Source organism: Sinorhizobium prairiense (assembly GCF_029201645.2).
Classification (GTDB): Bacteria; Pseudomonadota; Alphaproteobacteria; order Rhizobiales; family Rhizobiaceae; genus Sinorhizobium; species Sinorhizobium meliloti_A.
This window is the reverse complement of record NZ_CP104131.1, coordinates 3,295,721-3,313,332: the sequence shown is the minus strand read 5'-3', so window position 1 is coordinate 3,313,332 and position 17,612 is coordinate 3,295,721. Positions and strand designations below refer to the sequence as shown.

General features: G+C 63.4%; 18 protein-coding genes and 1 pseudogene. 9 read left to right on the top strand and 10 right to left on the bottom strand.

The window, feature by feature from the left end; all coding sequences use genetic code 11:
* Positions 1-12 precede the first annotated feature (12 nt).
* A pseudogene (locus N0Q91_RS18575) lies at positions 13-653 on the bottom strand (arylesterase).
* Between the two features lie 70 nt (positions 654-723).
* On the opposite strand from N0Q91_RS18575, the gene N0Q91_RS18570 reads away from it, so the two are divergent.
* The 4 genes from N0Q91_RS18570 (at position 724) to N0Q91_RS18555 (ending at position 5,698) form a co-directional block, all read left to right on the top strand.
* Positions 724-1,443 (top strand): ABC transporter ATP-binding protein, encoded by a 720-nt coding sequence (locus tag N0Q91_RS18570; protein ID WP_275597160.1) that lies wholly within the window; start codon positions 724-726, stop codon positions 1,441-1,443.
* Positions 1,440-4,031: an ABC transporter permease gene (locus N0Q91_RS18565; protein ID WP_275597159.1), complete on the top strand. Its 2,592-nt coding sequence runs from the start codon at positions 1,440-1,442 to the stop codon at positions 4,029-4,031. Before N0Q91_RS18570 ends, N0Q91_RS18565 begins: the two co-directional genes overlap by 4 nt.
* A gap of 246 nt (positions 4,032-4,277) precedes the next feature.
* The gene (locus N0Q91_RS18560) at positions 4,278-5,015 is read left to right on the top strand and encodes a Bax inhibitor-1/YccA family protein (RefSeq protein WP_018097388.1); all 738 of its coding nucleotides are present in this window, start codon (positions 4,278-4,280) and stop codon (positions 5,013-5,015) included.
* 125 nt (positions 5,016-5,140) lie between these two features.
* Positions 5,141-5,698 carry a GNAT family N-acetyltransferase gene (locus tag N0Q91_RS18555; RefSeq protein WP_018097389.1) on the top strand — a complete coding sequence of 186 codons (558 nt, stop codon included), beginning with the start codon at positions 5,141-5,143 and terminating at the stop codon, positions 5,696-5,698.
* A gap of 17 nt (positions 5,699-5,715) precedes the next feature.
* Here N0Q91_RS18555 and N0Q91_RS18550 read toward each other — a convergent pair whose 3' ends face one another.
* The 6 genes from N0Q91_RS18550 to acnA form a co-directional block, all read right to left on the bottom strand.
* Positions 5,716-6,333 (bottom strand): ATP-dependent Clp protease proteolytic subunit, encoded by a 618-nt coding sequence (locus N0Q91_RS18550; protein ID WP_100672709.1) that lies wholly within the window; start codon positions 6,331-6,333, stop codon positions 5,716-5,718.
* A 44-nt stretch (positions 6,334-6,377) separates the two neighbouring features.
* Entirely contained in the window at positions 6,378-6,737 is a 360-nt protein-coding gene (locus tag N0Q91_RS18545) for an SRPBCC family protein (protein WP_275597158.1), read from the bottom strand.
* The gene (locus N0Q91_RS18540) at positions 6,734-7,048 is read right to left on the bottom strand and encodes an ArsR/SmtB family transcription factor (RefSeq protein ID WP_018097392.1); all 315 of its coding nucleotides are present in this window, start codon (positions 7,046-7,048) and stop codon (positions 6,734-6,736) included. Before N0Q91_RS18540 ends, N0Q91_RS18545 begins: the two co-directional genes overlap by 4 nt.
* 207 nt (positions 7,049-7,255) lie before the next feature.
* The gene (locus N0Q91_RS18535) at positions 7,256-7,666 is read right to left on the bottom strand and encodes a DUF2794 domain-containing protein (RefSeq protein WP_018097393.1); all 411 of its coding nucleotides are present in this window, start codon (positions 7,664-7,666) and stop codon (positions 7,256-7,258) included.
* 326 nt (positions 7,667-7,992) lie between these two features.
* Positions 7,993-8,811, bottom strand: coding sequence for a DUF1223 domain-containing protein (locus tag N0Q91_RS18530; protein ID WP_275597157.1), 819 nt, complete (start codon positions 8,809-8,811; stop codon positions 7,993-7,995).
* 239 nt (positions 8,812-9,050) lie between these two features.
* Entirely contained in the window at positions 9,051-11,741 is a 2,691-nt protein-coding gene (gene acnA, locus N0Q91_RS18525) for an aconitate hydratase AcnA (protein ID WP_100672705.1), read from the bottom strand.
* 270 nt (positions 11,742-12,011) lie between these two features.
* Here acnA and ccmA point away from each other — a divergent pair, with 270 nt between their 5' ends.
* Genes ccmA through N0Q91_RS18500 form a run of 5 tightly spaced genes read left to right on the top strand, consistent with a single transcriptional unit; the run spans position 12,012 to position 14,899 of the window.
* Positions 12,012-12,635, top strand: a complete 624-nt coding sequence (gene ccmA / locus N0Q91_RS18520) for a heme ABC exporter ATP-binding protein CcmA (RefSeq protein WP_275597156.1) — start codon at positions 12,012-12,014, stop codon at positions 12,633-12,635.
* Positions 12,632-13,291, top strand: a complete 660-nt coding sequence (gene ccmB, locus N0Q91_RS18515; protein ID WP_003529714.1) for a heme exporter protein CcmB — start codon at positions 12,632-12,634, stop codon at positions 13,289-13,291. The genes ccmA and ccmB overlap by 4 nt, the downstream gene beginning before the upstream one ends.
* Positions 13,292-13,350: 59 nt before the next feature.
* Positions 13,351-14,121: a heme ABC transporter permease gene (locus N0Q91_RS18510; protein ID WP_100672704.1), complete on the top strand. Its 771-nt coding sequence runs from the start codon at positions 13,351-13,353 to the stop codon at positions 14,119-14,121.
* Positions 14,118-14,294: a heme exporter protein CcmD gene (gene ccmD, locus N0Q91_RS18505; protein WP_018097399.1), complete on the top strand. Its 177-nt coding sequence runs from the start codon at positions 14,118-14,120 to the stop codon at positions 14,292-14,294. Before N0Q91_RS18510 ends, ccmD begins: the two co-directional genes overlap by 4 nt.
* Positions 14,291-14,899 (top strand): DsbE family thiol:disulfide interchange protein, encoded by a 609-nt coding sequence (locus N0Q91_RS18500; RefSeq protein ID WP_275597155.1) that lies wholly within the window; start codon positions 14,291-14,293, stop codon positions 14,897-14,899. The genes ccmD and N0Q91_RS18500 overlap by 4 nt, the downstream gene beginning before the upstream one ends.
* Positions 14,900-15,004: 105 nt before the next feature.
* On the opposite strand, the gene N0Q91_RS18495 is transcribed toward N0Q91_RS18500, so the two are convergent.
* The 3 genes from N0Q91_RS18495 to ftsY form a co-directional block, all read right to left on the bottom strand.
* Positions 15,005-15,595, bottom strand: coding sequence for a DUF2585 domain-containing protein (locus N0Q91_RS18495; protein ID WP_275597154.1), 591 nt, complete (start codon positions 15,593-15,595; stop codon positions 15,005-15,007).
* Positions 15,592-16,224: a septation protein A gene (locus N0Q91_RS18490; RefSeq protein WP_010970512.1), complete on the bottom strand. Its 633-nt coding sequence runs from the start codon at positions 16,222-16,224 to the stop codon at positions 15,592-15,594. The genes N0Q91_RS18495 and N0Q91_RS18490 overlap by 4 nt, the downstream gene beginning before the upstream one ends.
* A gap of 97 nt (positions 16,225-16,321) precedes the next feature.
* The gene (gene ftsY, locus N0Q91_RS18485; protein ID WP_375341875.1) at positions 16,322-17,608 is read right to left on the bottom strand and encodes a signal recognition particle-docking protein FtsY; all 1,287 of its coding nucleotides are present in this window, start codon (positions 17,606-17,608) and stop codon (positions 16,322-16,324) included.
* Positions 17,609-17,612: the final 4 nt, after the last annotated feature.

Below are 17,612 nucleotides of genomic sequence, written 5' to 3'. Positions count from 1 at the left end.
GTGGATGCGCTGTCATTCTCCTTTCGCAAGTGAGCGGACGAAAAGCTCCGCCGTCGGCAGGAAGCGCTCTACCATGACGCCGACACCCCCGCCGTTCGGATGCATGCCGTCGTCGAGCTTAAGGCCGACCTCGGTCACGACGCCGTCGAGGAAGAAAGGGTAGAAGACGAGATTGTGTTCCTTTGCGAGGTCGGGATAGATCTGATTGAAGCGCGCCGCATAATCCGGCCCCATGTTCGGCGGCGCCATCATTCCCGCGAGCAGGACGGCGATGCCGCGCTCCTTGAGGCGCGCGACCATCGCCTCCAGATTCTTGCGCGTCTCTTCCGGCGGGATGCCGCGCAGCGCGTCGTTGGCGCCGAGCTCGAGGATTACGCCGTCTGTTCCGTCGGGGATCGACCAGTCGATGCGGGCAAGACCGCTGGAGGTGGTGTCGCCGGATACGCCGGCGTTGGCGATCGTGACGGCGAGCCCCTTGTCCTTAAGGGCCTTTTCGAGGCGGGCGGGGAAGGCATCTTCCGGGGGAGTTGGTAGCCGGCCATCAGGCTGTCGCCGAAGCCGACGAGGCTGACGGGCTCGGCGCGAGCCGCCGCCGATAACACGATTGTCATTGTCAGGCCGAATAAAATGGGCAGAAAGTCTTTTAATGCCATAGGCTCGTTCCTAAATCGGCGGACAATTGTTTGATGATCCGTATCAAATTTTCATATAGGGCTCTTTCGCGTGGCAAAAACCATCATCGAGTTGAAAAATGCGGATCTGACGCTGGGCGAAGCCGCGGCGTCCGTGCATGTGCTGAAGGGCGTAAGCCTCGCGATCGATGCCGGCGAATCGGTGGGCATCGTCGGCCCCTCGGGCTCGGGCAAATCGACTCTGCTCATGGTCATGGCCGGGCTGGAGCGGCTCGACAGCGGCGAAATCATCATTGACGGCACGGCGCTCCACCGCCTCGGCGAGGACGCAGTCGCCGATTTCCGCGGCCGCAATGTCGGCATCGTTTTCCAGTCCTTTCATCTCATCCCGAACATGACCGCGCTCGAGAACGTCGCGGTGCCGCTCGAGCTCGCGAATGTCCGCAATGCATTCGACATAGCGCGTAAGGAACTGATCGCCGTGGGGCTCGGCGAACGCCTGACGCACTACCCCGGGCAGCTTTCCGGCGGCGAACAGCAGCGCGTGGCGATCGCCCGGGCGCTCGCGCCCTCTCCGAAGCTGCTGATCGCCGACGAGCCGACGGGCAACCTCGACGCGGAGACCGGCCGACAGATCGCCGACCTCCTCTTTGCCGAACAGCGCGAGCGTGGCATGACGCTCGTTCTCGTCACGCATGATGCGGCGCTCGCCGGACGCTGCGAAAGACAGATACGCGTCCGCTCCGGTGAAATCGTCCCCGACGCTGAACGGCTCTCCGCCTCGGCCCGGCAGGGAGCCGTGTCCGCATGAGCGGGACGGTTGCCGTCCGGCGGCTGCTCCCGACGATTTCCCTGCGCCCTCTGCTCGCGCTTCGCCCGCTGTTCGCTCTTCGTCTGGCACTCCGGGAAATGCGCGGGGGCCTGAGGGGCTTCTATATTTTCCTCGCCTGCATCGCTCTCGGTACGGCCGCGATCGCCGGGGTCAACTCGCTATCCCAGTCGATCAGCGAAACGATCGCCTCGCAAGGGCAGGAACTGCTCGCCGGCGACATCCGGTTCGAGCTCAACAATCGGGTGGCGACCGCGGACGAGCGTGCCTTCCTCCAGGGTCTCGGCGAGGTTTCGGTATCCGCGGGTCTGCGTTCCATGGCGCGGCTCCCGGACGGCTCCAACCAGGCGCTGGTGGAGCTCAAGGCCGTGGACGGCGCCTACCCGCTTTACGGCAAGCTCGAAAGCGAGCCGGCAAAGCCGCTCCCTGAATTGCTGGCGAAGGACGGCGAGGTGTTCGGCGCAGTCGCCGCACCGCTGCTTCTCGAGCGCCTCGGCATCTCGCCGGGCGCGGAAATTCTCATCGGCAATGCGCGTATCCGGGTCGGCGCGGTACTCGCCAGCGAACCCGACGCTCTTTCCGACGGCTTCGGTTTCGCGCCGCGGCTGATGATTTCCTCCGATGCGCTTGCCGCTTCCGGGCTCGTGCAGACCGGCAGCCTTGTCGAACACACCTACAAGGTCCGCCTGCCTGATCCCGCAGACGTGCCGCTCATTCGCGTGCAGGCCGAGACGCGCTTTCCCTCCGCCGGCTGGTCGATACGGACGAGCGGCAATGCAGCACCCTCCCTCAATGCAAACATCACGCGTTTCTCCCAATTCCTGACGCTCGTCGGGCTCACGGCGCTGATCGTCGGAGGCGTGGGGGTTGCCAACGCCGTGCGCTCCTATCTCGACGGCAAGCGCAGCGTCATCGCGACTTTCAAATGTCTCGGCGCTCCGGCGTCGCTGGTCGCGATGATCTATCTTGCGCAGATCCTGATGATCGCCCTCATCGGCATCGCGATCGGCCTCGTGCTCGGCGCCCTCATCCCCTTCGTGGCAGCGCAGTTCCTTGCCGGCCTGCTGCCCGTATCCACCGCATTCGTGCTCTATCCCTCGGCCCTGGGTCTTGCGGCGCTTTTCGGCCTTCTGACGGCGCTGACCTTCGCCATCCTGCCGCTCGGGCGGGCGCGCCGTGTGCCGGCGACTGCGCTTTTCCGGCAGCAGGGTTTCGAGCCGGCGGGCTTGCCTGCCCTGCCCTATCTCGCCGGCGCCTTCATCTGCCTGGCAGGACTTGCCGGGCTCGCGGTCTGGGCTGCCTATGACCGTTCCATTTCGCTGATCTTCCTTGGCGCGATCGCCTTTGCCTTCATCGTGCTGCGCGGGGTTTCGCTCCTCATATCCTGGCTGGCGCGGCGCAGCCCGCGCGTCAATTCGCCGGCGCTGAGACTTGCCATCGGCAACATTCACCGGCCGGGTGCCTTGACGCCGTCGGTGGTGCTGTCGCTCGGCCTCGGCCTCACTCTTCTGGTGACGCTGGCGCTCATCGACGGCAATCTGCGGCGCGAGCTCACCGGCGACATGGCCGAGCGCGCGCCCAACTTCTTCTTCGTCGACATCCAGGGCAGCGAGATCGAAGGCTTCCGCTCAGTGCTCGCGGGAGCGATGCCGGAGGGCAAGATCATCGAAGTGCCGATGCTGCGCGGGCGCATCGTCGCGCTCAACGGCGAGGATGTGAACAGCCGCAACGTTCCCCCCGGCGGCCAATGGGTGCTGCGCGGAGATCGCGGCATCACCTACGCCAAGAACAGGCCGGAAAATTCCAAACTCACCGAAGGCAGCTGGTGGCCCGAGGACTATGGCGGCGAGCCGCTCGTCTCCTTCTCGGCGGAGGAGGCCCGCGAGCTCGGGCTGAAGCTCGGCGATACGGTGACCGTCAACGTGCTCGGCCGCAACATCACGGCCCGGATCGCCAATTTCCGCGAGGTCGAGTGGGAGTCGCTGTCGATCAATTTCGTCATGGTCTTCTCGCCGAACACCTTCGCCGGCGCCCCGCATGCCTGGCTCGCGACCATCATCGATCCCGACGCCTCGGCCGAGGAGGAGGCGGCGGTGTTGAAGAGGGTGACGAATGCCTACCCGACGATCACCAGCGTGCGCGTGAAGGACGCGCTCGACATCGTCAATACGCTGCTCGGGCAGCTTGCAACTGCGGTGCGCGCGGCCGCGGCGGTCGCGCTTGTCGCTTCTATCCTCGTGCTTGCCGGCGCACTCGCCGCCGGCAACCGTGCCCGCATCCACGATGCGGTGGTCCTGAAGACGCTCGGCGCGACGCGGGCGACCCTGATCCGCGCCTTCAGCTACGAATACGTCATTCTCGGCCTGGCGACTGCCGTCTTCGCGCTTTTCGCCGGCAGCGTTTCGGCCTGGTTCGTCGTCAGCCGCATCATGACCCTGCCGTCGAGCTTCCTGCCGGACGTTGCGGTCGCGACCATCGTTCTTGCGCTGGTCGTGACGGTCGGGATCGGCCTCGCCGGAACCTGGCGCGTCCTCGGGCAAAAGGCCGCTCCGGTGCTGCGGGAACTCTGATCCTGCCATGCCTGTCGCGCGATTTCGGCCATGACGGCCGAGTTAACCGTAAATCACTCCAGTTTGATGGTCCGGCGGGCCGACTTTGTTCGATTCCAAGCGCTTCGCCCTTGTGCATGACGGCGTTCACCATCATATTTGTCCACAGGCATGCTGGAGCCCCGCAGCGGCGCCTGGGCGCGCAAAGGAACGACAAGGTTCGCCGCCCGACACCGTAACTTCAACCGGGGCTTAAATGAGGAAACAATGGCTGATCTGAGAAACTACCAAACCCGAATGTCGCCCGCCGGCGCTCAGGCGGGTGCCGTGATCGACGAAGGCCTTCGCGCTTATATGCTGAAGGTCTACAACCTGATGGCCCTCGGCCTGGCGATCACCGGCGTGGCAGCTTACGGAACCTATGCGCTTGCCGCCTCTAATCCGGCATTCGCCCAGCTTATCTACGGTTCTCCCCTGAAGTGGGTCGTGATGCTGGCGCCTCTTGCGCTGGTGTTCTTCCTGAGCTTCCGCATCAATTCCATGAGCGTTTCCGCGGCGCAGACGACTTTCTGGGTCTATGCGGCGTTGATGGGCCTGTCTCTGTCGTCGATCTTCCTGGTCTTCACCGGCCAGAGCATCGTGCAGACGTTCTTCGTGACGGCTGCTTCGTTCGGTGCCCTGTCGCTTTACGGCTATACGACGAAGAAGGACCTTTCGGGCCTCGGATCGTTCCTGATCATGGGCCTCTTCGGCGTGATCATCGCATCCGTCGTCAACATCTTCCTTGCCTCTTCGGCACTCGGCTTCGCGATCTCGGTGATCGGCGTGCTCATCTTCGCCGGCCTGACCGCCTACGACACGCAGAAGCTCAAGGAAATGTACTTCGAAGGCGATGACGCCTTGGTCGCCGGCCGCAAGGCCATCATGGGTGCGCTGACGCTCTATCTCGACTTCATCAACCTGTTCATGTTCATGCTGCAGTTCCTTGGCAACAGGAACGAGTAGTATCGAACCGGTGTGACGGAAAAGGCGGCTTCGGCCGCCTTTTTTGTTTGCCGGAGCCGGCCTTGATCGATCCGGCGCATCCATGCGAGACAGTACATCTCCAGCCATAATGCGCGAAGAATTCCATGACCGCCACGCTCCGCGACGCCGTTGCCGCCGACCTCCGCTCGATCACCGAGATCTATCGCGAGTCCGTCTTGAACGGGGTCGCGACCTATGAGGAGACGCCGCCATCCGAAGCCGAGATGGCGCTCCGCTTCTCCACGATCACCGGCAACGGCTACCCCTATGTGGTCGCGCTGGACGAGCGTGGCGCGGTTATCGGCTATGCCTATGCCTCCGCCTTCCGCAACCGCACCGCCTATCGGTTCCTGGTGGAGGATTCGATCTATCTTTCGCCGGAAGCACGGGGCAAGGGCATCGGCAAGGCGCTGCTTTCCGAACTGATCGGGCGCTGTACGGCTCTCGGCTTCCGCCAGATGATAGCGGTAATCGGCGGGGCGCACCCCTCATCGATCGCCCTGCACCGGGCGCTCGGCTTCGAACTGCAGGGGCTGATGAAGGCAACCGGCTTCAAGCATGGCCGATGGCTGGATACGGCCTTCATGCAGCGGCCGCTCGGGGAAGGAACCGCAACGAAGCCCGCCGAGGGCGTCTATCCGGATACGCTTTATAGGAGCTGAGCCTGCGCAGGTGAGCTTCAAGCGTCAAATTCAGCGCCCAACTCCCGTTCGGTGAGGATGCGGTCGATCAGACCCCACTCCAGAGCTTCTTCCGCCGTCATGAAACGGTCGCGATCCATCGCGCGCTCGAATTCTTCATATGTTCGCCCGCAATGCTCGGCATAAAGCCGCGTCATGCGGTGTTTGGTTCGCCTGATTTCCTCGGCATGGATGAGCATATCGGAGGCCTGTCCCTGAAAGCCGCCCGAAGGTTGATGGACGAGGATGCTTGCATTGGGCAGGGCGGTGCGCTCGCCCGCTTCGCCTGCCATCAGCAGGAACGAACCCATCGAACGGGCCGTCCCCATGCAAAGCGTATGCACGGGCGCCCGGATGTAACGCATCGTGTCGTACATCGCGAAGCCGCTGGTAACGACACCGCCGGGCGAGTTTATATAGAGTTGGATCGGTTTTCTGGGGCTTTCGGCTTCCAGGAACAACAACTGTGCGCAAACGAGAGCAGACACTGCATCGTTCACCTCGCCGTTCAGAAAGATTATTCGCTCACGCAGCAGGCGGGAATAGATGTCGAATGAGCGCTCGCCACGGCTGGATTGCTCGACGACCATAGGGACGAGTTGCATCGCTTCGCGCATAGGCGAACTCCTGTCTGATGAACTTGTTTTGGTAGAATGAGGCGTCAGGCGGCGCGCATCAGCCAAAGCCGGTTGCTGTTCGCCGCCGGCGGAGTTCGCGGAGCCAGCCGCTCATCCTCCAGCCCATGGATAATTCTCAGAATCGTGCCGCCGTCATTGCTGGGCCTGACCTGGAACGCCACGAGGCTTTCGAGAAAGGGAGGTTCGTCGTCGCGCATTCTGTAGCGAATTTCCCTGCCCGGTGCGGTGGAGACAGGCTCAGCCCCAGCCAGTTCCCGCCTGGGCAGCCATCGCTCACGGAACTCAGGCATGCTGATTGCCCGCCACACCTTTTCGGGCGATTCATCGAGTTCGTATTCGAGCACCAGATTCCTTGCCGGCTCGTTCAGTTCCACATCGTTCATTGATCCATATCCCTCAGCAAGACCTTCAACGCATCGATCCGCGCCGGCCAGTAGGCGCGATATTTCGCCAGCCATCCGGCAACGAGCGCCAGCCCCTCCGGGTCGACCTCGTAGTTCACGAAGCGCCCCTGCCGTTCCTCCCGCACCAGCTTTGCATTACGCAACACGTGGAGATGTTGGGACATGGCCGGCTGGCTGATGTCCATTCCGTTGCGCAAGGCACTGGCGTTCATGCTTCCGCTCGCCAGCTTCTCGAAGATTGCACGGCGTGTCGGGTCAGCGAGCGCTTTGAATATGTCGTTCTCAGTCATGACGTCAGATAAGCATACACTTATCTGATTCGCAACACGGATGGCACGCTTCGATGCAAGCGGTTTGGCGCCGCCAACCGATTCAGGGATAAATCCGCACGCGGGAAGAGGGGGCCGAGGCGAAGCGCTGCCGCTTGTCCCTTCGCCCCGCCTGCGGGGAGAAGGTGCCGGCAGGCGGATGAGGGGCGGCTCCGAGTGATATGTCGGTCAGGTTTTGACGAGCTTCAGCACCTTGTCGAAGGCCTTGAGCACCTGGGCGAGCTCGTGGCCTCGCTTCAATATCGTCCCGTGAGCGTTGAGCACGCTGAAGGCGCCCTGTTTCGCGGCGAGCTTCGGGTTTTTCTCGATGCGGTAGAGAGGCACTTCTCCGGCGCGCTTGAACACCGAAAAAACGGCCCGGTCCCTCAGGTGGTCGATCGCATAGTCGCGCCACTCCCCTTCGCCCACCATACGGCCGTAGACCTTGAGAATCAGGTCGAGTTCGCGGCGATGGAAGGTGACGGGCGGGGGGTTCTTGGCTTGCTTGTATTCGTGAAGATCGACGACCACATCGGAGGTGGTCTGGCCGTAGTGACGTGCTTCGCCTCGCGGCAAATCCGTTTCATCAGTCATCGGCATTTCGGCCTTCTAATGTGACAGGACCACGACAGTGTGCCTCACACGATCGGAAAAGCAAGCCGGAAGCTGTTGATCAATGTCAGCAATTCTTGGGGCTGCCGCAATTCAGTCAAAACGCCGCCCCAATTCGCCGCAACACTCCGACCGCTGCCGGACAGAGTCGTTGCCACCGTATGTCCGGCCAGCCGTCATGCTGCGGGAGGTTCTCGAACGCAGACATGGCTGGTTCGGTCCGGTAACTTCGAACCCTCAGCCCCAGCCCCTCGATGCTGCCGGGCCGAACCATCCCCTGTTCCGCCGCAAGCGATGCGGAACGTTTCCTGTCATCAGAGCTTTCCCTGCGGCCCTGCGAGAACCGTTGCGGCGCCGATGATGGCTCCCGGCGTTTCCTTGTCCTTCATCGATTGCAGCAGCACCGCGCAACCGCTATTGCCCTGGCCTTCGATCAGGACCGAGGCGGGCAGCGTGAATTCCGCTGGCTTGCCCTCCCACATGCCGATGGTCTGGATGTCGCGCACGGCATGCCAATACGCGATCTCCTTGCCGCTGTTCTCGCCCTTCTCGACCTTGACCACCCTTGCCCGGTCGAAATAGACGACGACGACGTTCGCCCTGCCTTTGCCGGCACCGACCTTGATCGAGATTTCATCGCCGCCGATCGAGGCGGCGATCGGCACCGACAGGCCCTTGCCCTTCTCGTCCATCAAAGCAAGCCGGTTCCTGATGGCCGGCAGGTCCGCGCCGTTGGCGTGGTCGCGCCCGTTCAGGATCGCCTGCGGCGTATAGACGCCGTAGCGGCCGAGCATGCGCGCATAAGCATATTGCCGCTCGGTGTTTTCCTTGGAAGCGAGCGTGTCCGCCCATCCGAGATAGTTCCAATAGTCGACATGATAGGCGAGCGCGACGACCTCGCCTTCATCGACGAGCTTCTTGAGCGCCGCGTCCGCCGGGGGACAGGAGGAGCAGCCCTGGCTGGTGAAGAGTTCGACGACGCCCTTGAGCGCCCCGTCCTTGACCGCTCCATCCTTGACCGGCCCGCTCTCGGCCGCCCTGCCGTCATCCGCTGCGGAAGCTCCGCAGAACGCACCAAACAGCCCGATCGCCAGGGCGAGACGTCGGATTGTTGGTGTGCAGGCGGATATCATGGCGTCTTTGTTCGTGCTCGTTAGAGCACTTCCGGGAAAATGTGGAACGTTTCCATCCGGAAGTGCGTCGCTTCAACGCGTTTGCCGCGCGGGGAGACCCCTACATACGACGGGTATTCTTCAACGAAAAGTCACGTTGGAGTGACTGCCGCAAAGCCGTGCAAAACCCTGTGGACCGGACAATAAAAAGCCGGGGCGTCGATGTGGACGCCCCGGCTTTTCTGTTCATACGTCGCCGATCAGGCGGCGAGATCGCGCAGAACCGTCTGCAGGATGCCGCCATTGTTGACGTAGGTGACCTCGTCGAGCGTATCGATGCGGCAAATGAGCGGGACCTCCTTCACGGAGCCGTCGCCATAGGTGATCTTCGCCACGCGCTTCTCGCGCGGCTGGACATTGGCGAGATTCTCGATCGTCACGACTTCGTCGCCCTTGAGAGCCAGCGATTCCCAGGTCGTGCCTTCCTCGAAGACGAAGGGTACGACGCCCATGCCGACCAGGTTCGAACGATGGATGCGTTCGAAGGACTGGGCAATCACGGCCTTGACGCCGAGGAGGTTGGTGCCCTTGGCCGCCCAGTCACGCGAAGAGCCGTTGCCGTATTCGACGCCGGCGAAGATGACGAGCGGAACGCCCTCCTCCTTGTACTGCATGGCCGCGTCATAGATCGACATCTCCTCCTTGGAGGGATAGTGGATCGTATAACCGCCTTCCTTGCCGTTCGGGCCGAGCATGTGGTTGCGGATGCGGATATTGGCGAAGGTGCCGCGCATCATCACCTCATGATTGCCGCGGCGCGTGCCGTACTGGTTGAAGTCGGCAATCCCGACGCCGTGCTCGAGCAGATAGGCGCCGGCAGGCGAGGCCGCCTTGATCGAACCGGCCGGGGAAATGTGGTCGGTGGTGATCTTGTCGCCGAAGAGACCGAGGACACGGGCGTTCTTGATGTCGGAAATGCCGGCACCCTTCTTGCCCATGCCGACGAAATAGGGCGGGTTCTGGACGTAGGTGGACCCCTCGTCCCAGGCATAGGTCTGGCCGGCCGGAACCTGGACGGCCTGCCAGTTGGCGTCGCCCTTGAACACGTCCGCATATTTGGTCGCGTAGAGCTCGCGGGTGACGTATTTGAAGATGAAGTCCTGGATCTCCTGCGAAGTCGGCCAGATGTCCCTGAGGTAGATGGGCTGCCCGTTCTGGTCTTCGCCGATCGGCTCCTTCGTCAGGTCCTTCTGGACGGAACCCGCCAGCGCGTAGGCGACGACGAGCGGCGGCGAGGCGAGATAGTTCGCCTGCACGTCCGGCGAGATGCGGCCTTCGAAGTTGCGGTTGCCGGAAAGCACGCCGGCGGCGATCAGACCCTTGTCGTTGATCGTCTTGGAGATCTCCGTCGGCAGCGGGCCGGAATTGCCGATGCAGGTTGTGCAGCCGAAGCCGACCAGATTGAAGCCGAGCTTGTCGAGATCTGTCTGGAGGCCGGATTTCGACAGGTACTCGGCGACGACCTGCGATCCGGGCGCCAGCGACGTCTTGACCCAGGGTTTCGTCTTCAGGCCCTTGGCGACCGCCTTGCGGGCAAGCAGGCCGGCGGCGATCAGCACCGAGGGGTTCGAGGTGTTGGTGCAGGAGGTGATCGCGGCGATCGCGACGTCGCCATGACCAAGATCGTAGTCGGTCCCCTCGACCGCGTAGCGGTTGGCGAGCTGGCCGGGCTTCTTGTAGTCGTTGTCGAGCGCCGCCGCGAAGCCGGAGGCGATGTTCTCGAGCGCGATGCGGCCCTCGGGGCGCTTGGGGCCGGCCATCGACGGCACGACGTCGCCGAGGTCGAGTTCCAGCGTGTCGGTGAAGACGAGCTCGGAACCATCCCCTTCCCGCCACATGCCTTGGGCCTTGGAATAGGCTTCGACCAGCGCGATGCGGCTCTCTTCACGACCCGAGATGGTGAGATAGTTGATCGTTTCGGCATCGACCGGGAAGAAGCCGCAGGTGGCGCCGTATTCCGGGCCCATATTGCCGATCGTCGCGCGATCCGCGAGCGTCATGTTGTCGAGGCCGGAGCCGAAGAATTCGACGAACTTGGAGACGACGCCCTTCTTGCGCAGCATCTGCACGACGGTAAGCACGAGGTCGGTCGCGGTCACGCCTTCCTTGAGCCTGCCGGTGAGCTTGAAGCCGATGACTTCCGGCAGGAGCATGGAAACCGGCTGGCCGAGCATCGCCGCTTCGGCTTCGATGCCGCCGACGCCCCAACCGAGCACGCCCAGCCCATTGATCATCGTCGTGTGGCTGTCCGTGCCGACGCAGGTATCCGGATAGGCGGTGACTTCGCCGTCCTCTTCCCTGGTCCAGACGGCCTGGCCCAGATATTCGAGATTGACCTGGTGACAGATGCCGGTGCCGGGCGGCACGACGCGGAAGTTCTTGAAGGCCTGCTGGCCCCATTTGAGGAAGCGGTAGCGCTCGCCGTTGCGCTGGTATTCAAGCTCGACATTGCGGGCAAAGGCGGTCGGCGTGCCGAATTCGTCGACGATCACCGAGTGGTCGATGACGAGATCGACGGGAACGAGCGGATTGATCTTTTCCGGGTCGCCGCCGAGCGAAACCATCGCGTCGCGCATTGCCGCTAGGTCGACGACGGCCGGAACGCCGGTGAAGTCCTGCATCAGCACGCGCGCCGGGCGATAGGCGATCTCGTTCTCGGCCGTGCCCTTGTCGCCGAGCCATGCGGCGATGTTTTCGATGTCCTTCTTGGTGACCGAGCGTCCATCCTCATTGCGCAACAGGTTTTCCAGCAGAACCTTCATCGAATAGGGAAGCTTCGAGATGCCGGCGAGGCCGTTCGCCTCCGCCTTCGGCAGGCTGTAGTAGACATAGTCCACGCCGTTGACCGTGAGCGTGGAGCGACAATTGAAGCTGTCTAGGGATTTGGACACTGGATGATACCCCGTTCCGTCTGATCGCCAAAAACTGACGTACGAACGCCCGAGCACCTGTGAGGCGCGAAGTGGGATGCGGGTACGGTCATTTCCGCTGTCCGTACGTGGAAGCTCGTTCCATGTTCGGCGCTAGGATGAAATTCACGCCGACCGCTGGCGTGTTGGCCGCCTTATAGATAATTTCTCCAAATCGTGCCAGACCAACCAAGGTTCAATCGGAACTTTTTTTGCTCCGCGAAAAGACACGTCAAGGGAAGCTGGAAATTCATGCGCCTCATGGCTGAAGGTTTGAGTGCGAGGCGCGGCGAGGACCTGATTTTCAACGATATTTCCTTCGCGCTGGCTGCCGGCGAGGCGCTTGTGGTAACGGGTCCGAACGGTGCCGGCAAGTCGACCCTCCTGCGCGTCCTGGCGGGGCTCCTCGAGCCGGAATCGGGCCGCGTCCGGCTGGAGGACGGCCCATCGGGATACGAACATCCGCGCGAACTCAGCCACTATCTCGGCCACCGCAACGCGATGAAGCGCGAGCTGACGGTGGAGGAAAACCTCACCTTCTGGCAACGCTTCCTTGGCGATTCGCCGGGCGGCTCCGGCATCGGCCTCGTCGAAGCGGCGGAGGCAGTGGGGCTCGCCGACATCATTCATCTGCCCTTCGGCTATCTTTCCGCCGGCCAGCAGCGGCGCATGGCCATGGCGAAGCTCATTGTCGCCTTCCGGCCCATCTGGCTTCTCGACGAGCCGACGGTGGCGCTCGACGTCAGCGCCGACAGGCTTTTTGCCGGACTGGTCGCCGCCCATCTCGACCGCGGCGGCGTCGTCGTCGCGGCCACCCACCAGCCGCTTGGATTCGCGGGGGCGAAAAGCCTTGAAATGACGGGATTCGTCCATTGATCGCGCTCTTCTTCCGGGATCTCAAGCTTTCGGTGCGCGCCGGCGGCGGCGCGATGATCGGCGTGCTTTTCTTCATGACGGTCGTCGCGGTCATCCCCTTCGGCGTCGGCCCCGATCTGAACCTGCTCGCCCGCATCGGCCCGGCGATCCTCTGGATCGGCGCGCTGCTCGCGTCGCTGCTCGGCCTCGACAGGCTCTTTCAGGCGGAGCGCGAGGACGGTTCGCTCGACCTCATCATGATGCAGGAGACGCCCTTGCTCCTGGCCGTTCTCGTCAAGTGCGCCGCTCATTGGACCGCCACGGGCCTGCCGCTGGTGATCGCATCGCCCTTTCTTGGACTGTTCATGAACATGGACGAAGGCGCCATCGGAGCCACCATGGTCACCCTGCTCGCGGGGACGCCGGCGATAACCTTCATCGGCGCGGTCGGTGCTGCTGTCGCGGTGGCGCTGCCGCGCGGCGGGCTGCTCGTCTCGATCCTCGTCCTGCCGCTTGCCATACCGGTGCTCATCTTCGGCGTCAGCGCGGTCTATGCGGCGATCGAGGATCCGGCCCCGTTTCTGCCGCCTTTCATGATATTGATGGCGATAACCCTGTTCTTCGCGGTGATCGGACCAGTGGCGGCCGCGGCGGCACTCAGGCACTCGGCCGACTGACGAGACCCGGCACCTTAGGATGAATTGCGGAAGCCGGCCTTCCACGTTAAAGAACCGTCATGAGTGAAAGCAGCCTGGCCATTCGGAAATTCAGCGATCTCGCCAACCCTACCCGGTTCCTGGCGCTGACGGATCGCGTGCTGCCCTGGCTTGCTGCTCTCACGCTGCTCGTCTTTGCGGCCGGGCTCTGGCTCTCCTTCACCACCGAGGGCGACTACCAGCAGGGCGAGACGGTGCGCATCATGTATGTGCATGTGCCTTCGGCCTGGCTTTCCATGATGTGCTACACGGTCATGGCGATCTCCGCACTCGGCACGCTCGTCTGGCGTCATCCGCTCGCCGACGTCTCGGCAAGAGCCGCAGCGCCGATCGGCGCCTGCTTCACCTTTCTGGCCCTCGTCACCGGCTCGCTCTGGGGCAAGCCGATGTGGGGCACCTGGTGGGTCTGGGATGCGCGGCTGACCTCGGTCTTCGTGCTTTTCCTCATGTATCTAGGGCTGATCGCGCTGAACCGCGCCATGGATGAGCCGAGCCGATCGGCGCGCGTCTCGGCCGTGCTTATCCTCGTCGGTTTCGTCAACATCCCGATCATCAAGTTCTCGGTCGAATGGTGGAACACGCTGCATCAGCCTGCAAGCGTCATGCGCCTCGACGGGCCGACGATCGATCCGGAATTCCTGCGGCCGCTCATCGTCATGGCGATCGCCTTCACGCTCCTGTTCTTCACCCTGCATATCGCCGCCATGCGCAACGAGATCTGGCGCCGTCGCGTGGCCTCGCTCAGACGCCAGGCGGCGCGCAATGCCGGCCGGGAGCAGCTTACGCCATGATGAGCCATGCCGCCTATGTCATTGCCAGCTACGCGGTTGCCGCCGCCACGGTAGCCGGACTCATCCTCTGGGTCCTCACCGACGGCCGCGCCCGCAGGCGCGAATTGCAGCAGCTCGAGGCCGCCGGGATCCGCCGCCGGTCCGCGGAACTGCCGGCCGGAGGGGGCAAATGACGAACGCTGAGACGCCGCAGGACGAGCGCAGGCCCGGAGCCTTCCGCTATCTCATGGCGGCGCTTCCGCTCCTCATCTTCGCGGTGCTCGCACTCATCTTCTGGAGCCAGTTGAACTCCGGCAGGGACGTCAGCGAAATCCCCTCGGCGCTGATCGGCACCAAGGCGCCGATGCTCGCCATGCCGCCGCTCGAAGGGGCTGCAACGCCATCGGGCGAACCCATGCCGGCTCTCGACGACACGGCGGTCAAGGGCAAGCTCACGCTCGTCAATGTCTGGGCTTCCTGGTGCGTGCCCTGTCGGCAGGAGCATCCGATCATTCTTGAGCTGTCGAAAGACCCGCGCCTCACCGTCGTCGGCATCAACTACAAGGACCGGAACGAAAACGCGCTGCGCTTCCTCGGCGAACTCGGCAACCCTTTCTCTGCAATCGGCGTCGATCCGAACGGAAAGGCGGCGATAGACTGGGGCGTCTACGGCATCCCGGAATCCTTCCTCGTCGCCGCCGACGGCACGATCCTCTACAAGCGTGCCGGCCCCTTCGACGAAAAGAGCCTCAGGGAAGGGCTGCTGCCGGCGATCGAGAGGGCGCTTGTGGGCTCGTAGGCCGCGACTGCCCCTCATCCGGCCTGCCGGCCACCTTCTCCCCGCAAGCGGGGCGAAGGCGACTCGCGGCGCCTCCTGAACCATCACTTCCCTTCGAAGGAGCGGCTAAACCCCCGCCTGCCAAGCCTTCACCGCATCGAGCGGCCAGACCAGCATCAGCACGTTGAGCGTCAGGTTGTCGCGCACCATATAGCCGGTGAAGAGTTCGAAAACGATGGCGATCGCGACCGTGGCTGCGACCGGCAGCCGCAAGGCGATGAGAAAGCCGACAGCCATGGCGAGCGTATCCATGGCCGAATTCAGGATGCTGTCGCCGAAATAATCGAGCGAGATCGTCGCGGCCCGGTAACGGTTGATCACCACCGGCGTGTTCTCGACGATCTCCCAGGCGGACTCGATCACGGTCGCGAGAAGCAGGCGGGCGCTCCAGGGTTTGCCGCGCATGAGAAGGTGACCGAGGCCGTAGAAGAGGAAGCCGTGGATGACATGGGACGGCGTGTACCAGTCGGAAAGGTGCTGGGAGTTGCCGCTGGATTTGACCACGCCTTCCCAGAGCTTGATGTAGCCGCATTCGCAGATCCATAACCGCCCCATCAGGTGCTGCACGAGGACCTGGATTGCCAGCACGCCGAGGCAGGCAAGCAACCAGAGCGCCGCTCGTCGCTGCTGGTCCTGCGAGGCGGCCGCGATCGTCACTCCGCGCTATCCTGTTCGAGCGAATGCTTCATGATCAGCGGCATCTGGGCGAGCGTGAAGAGGATGGTGATCGGCATGGTGCCCCAGACCTTGAAAGCCACCCAGAAGTCCGTCGAGAAGGAGCGCCAGATCACCTCGTTGAGCACGGCGAGAAACAGGAAGAACACGCCCCAGCGGATCGTCAGCTTCCGCCATCCCTCCTCGTCCAGCTTGAAGGCGGCGTGGAAGACGTAGCCGAGCAGCGATTTGCCGAAGAGGAGGCCGCCGAGCAGGATCGCGCCGAAGAGCGTGTTGACGATGGTCGGCTTCATCTTGATGAAGGTGTCGTTCTGCAGCCAGAGCGTCAGCGCGCCGAAGACGAAGACGACGATGCCGGAGACGAGCGGCATCATCGGCAGCGTGCGGGTCATGATCCAGGAAGCAATCAGCGCCGCCGCCGTTGCCGCCATGAACAGGCCGGTCGCGATGAAGATCGGCCCGCCGAGCTCGGCCAGCGCGGGAAAACGGCCAGCCAGCCACTCGCCCCGCGAATTGGCGAAGAAGAAGACCATCAGGGGGCCGAGTTCCAGCACGAGCTTGAGCAGCGGGCTTACCTCTGTCTTCGGCTTGGCGGCCTCGATCGTCGACATGTGCGGATCCTGTTCTGTCATCTTCTGCGGCTCATAGCATCAGGATTGCGGCAAAACCATATCAACCGCGGTTTTGGCGCAAACCTCCTCCGCTTGGTCAAGGAGCAGCAACGCCGGCGATCGCCTCGGCGAAGTCCTTGGCTTCGAACGGTTCGAGGTCGTCGATCCCTTCGCCGACGCCGATGAAGTAAACCGGCAGCTTGTGCTTGGCGGAGATCGCCACCAGAATGCCGCCGCGTGCGGTGCCGTCGAGCTTGGTCATGATCAAGCCGCTGACGCCGGCGACGTTGCGGAATATTTCGACCTGCTGCAGGGCGTTCTGCCCTGTCGTCGCGTCGAGTGTCTGCAGCACCGTATGCGGCGCGTCCGGATCGAGTTTTCCGAGAACGCGCACGATCTTTTCGAGCTCCGCCATCAGTTCGGCCTTGTTCTGCAGCCGTCCGGCGGTGTCGATGATCAGCACGTCCGCCTTCTGCTCGCGGGCACGCTGGAACGCCTCGTAGGCAAGCCCGGCCGCATCGGCGCCGAGCTTCGAGGAGACGATTTCGGATTTCGTCCGTTCGGCCCAGATCTTCAGCTGCTCGATCGCCGCCGCCCGGAAAGTATCGCCGGCGGCCAGCATGACCTTAAGTCCCGCGCCGGAAAGCTTTGCCGCAAGCTTGCCGATCGTCGTCGTCTTGCCGGTTCCGTTGACGCCGACGACGAGGATCACGTGCGGCTTGTGGCTGAGATCGAGTTCCAGCGGCTTGGCGACGGGCGCCAGCACCTTGGTGATCTCGCCGGCCATGATGCGCGAAACGTCCTCGCCGGACACATCCTTGCCATAGCGCTCCGAGGCCAGCGTGTCGGTGATGCGCATCGCCGTTTCGACGCCGAGGTCCGCCTGGATCAGCAGGTCCTCGAGGTCCTGCAGCGTCGCCTCGTCGAGCTTGCGCTTGGTGAAGAGGCTGGCGATCTGGCCGGTGAGTTGCGACGAGGTGCGCGCAAGGCCCAGGCGAAGGCGCTGGTACCAGTTGAGCTTGGCTTGCGGGGCGGGTGCTTCTTCCCTGGGGCGCCTCTCGGCGGCGGCGAAGCCTTTGGGAAGGCTGGGTGCCAGGGGCTCGGATGGAGGCTCACCCCCCTCTGCCCTCCCCGGCATCTCCCCCTCGAGGGGGAGGATTGGGAGAGGCACGCTCTCGTCCTCCGACGCTGCCGTTTCATCTGCCGAAGAGCCTGTGCCTTCCGCACCGTCGTCTGCGTCAATCTCCACCTCTTCGACGTCGGCTGCGATGGCGGCTTCGCGCTCCTCCTGCTCTCCCGAAGGGACAGAGGCGGGTGCCGAGAGCTCGTCGACAGTCGTTGGGTGTTCGGAAGGCGACTCACCCTCCTCTGCCCTGCCGGGCACCTCC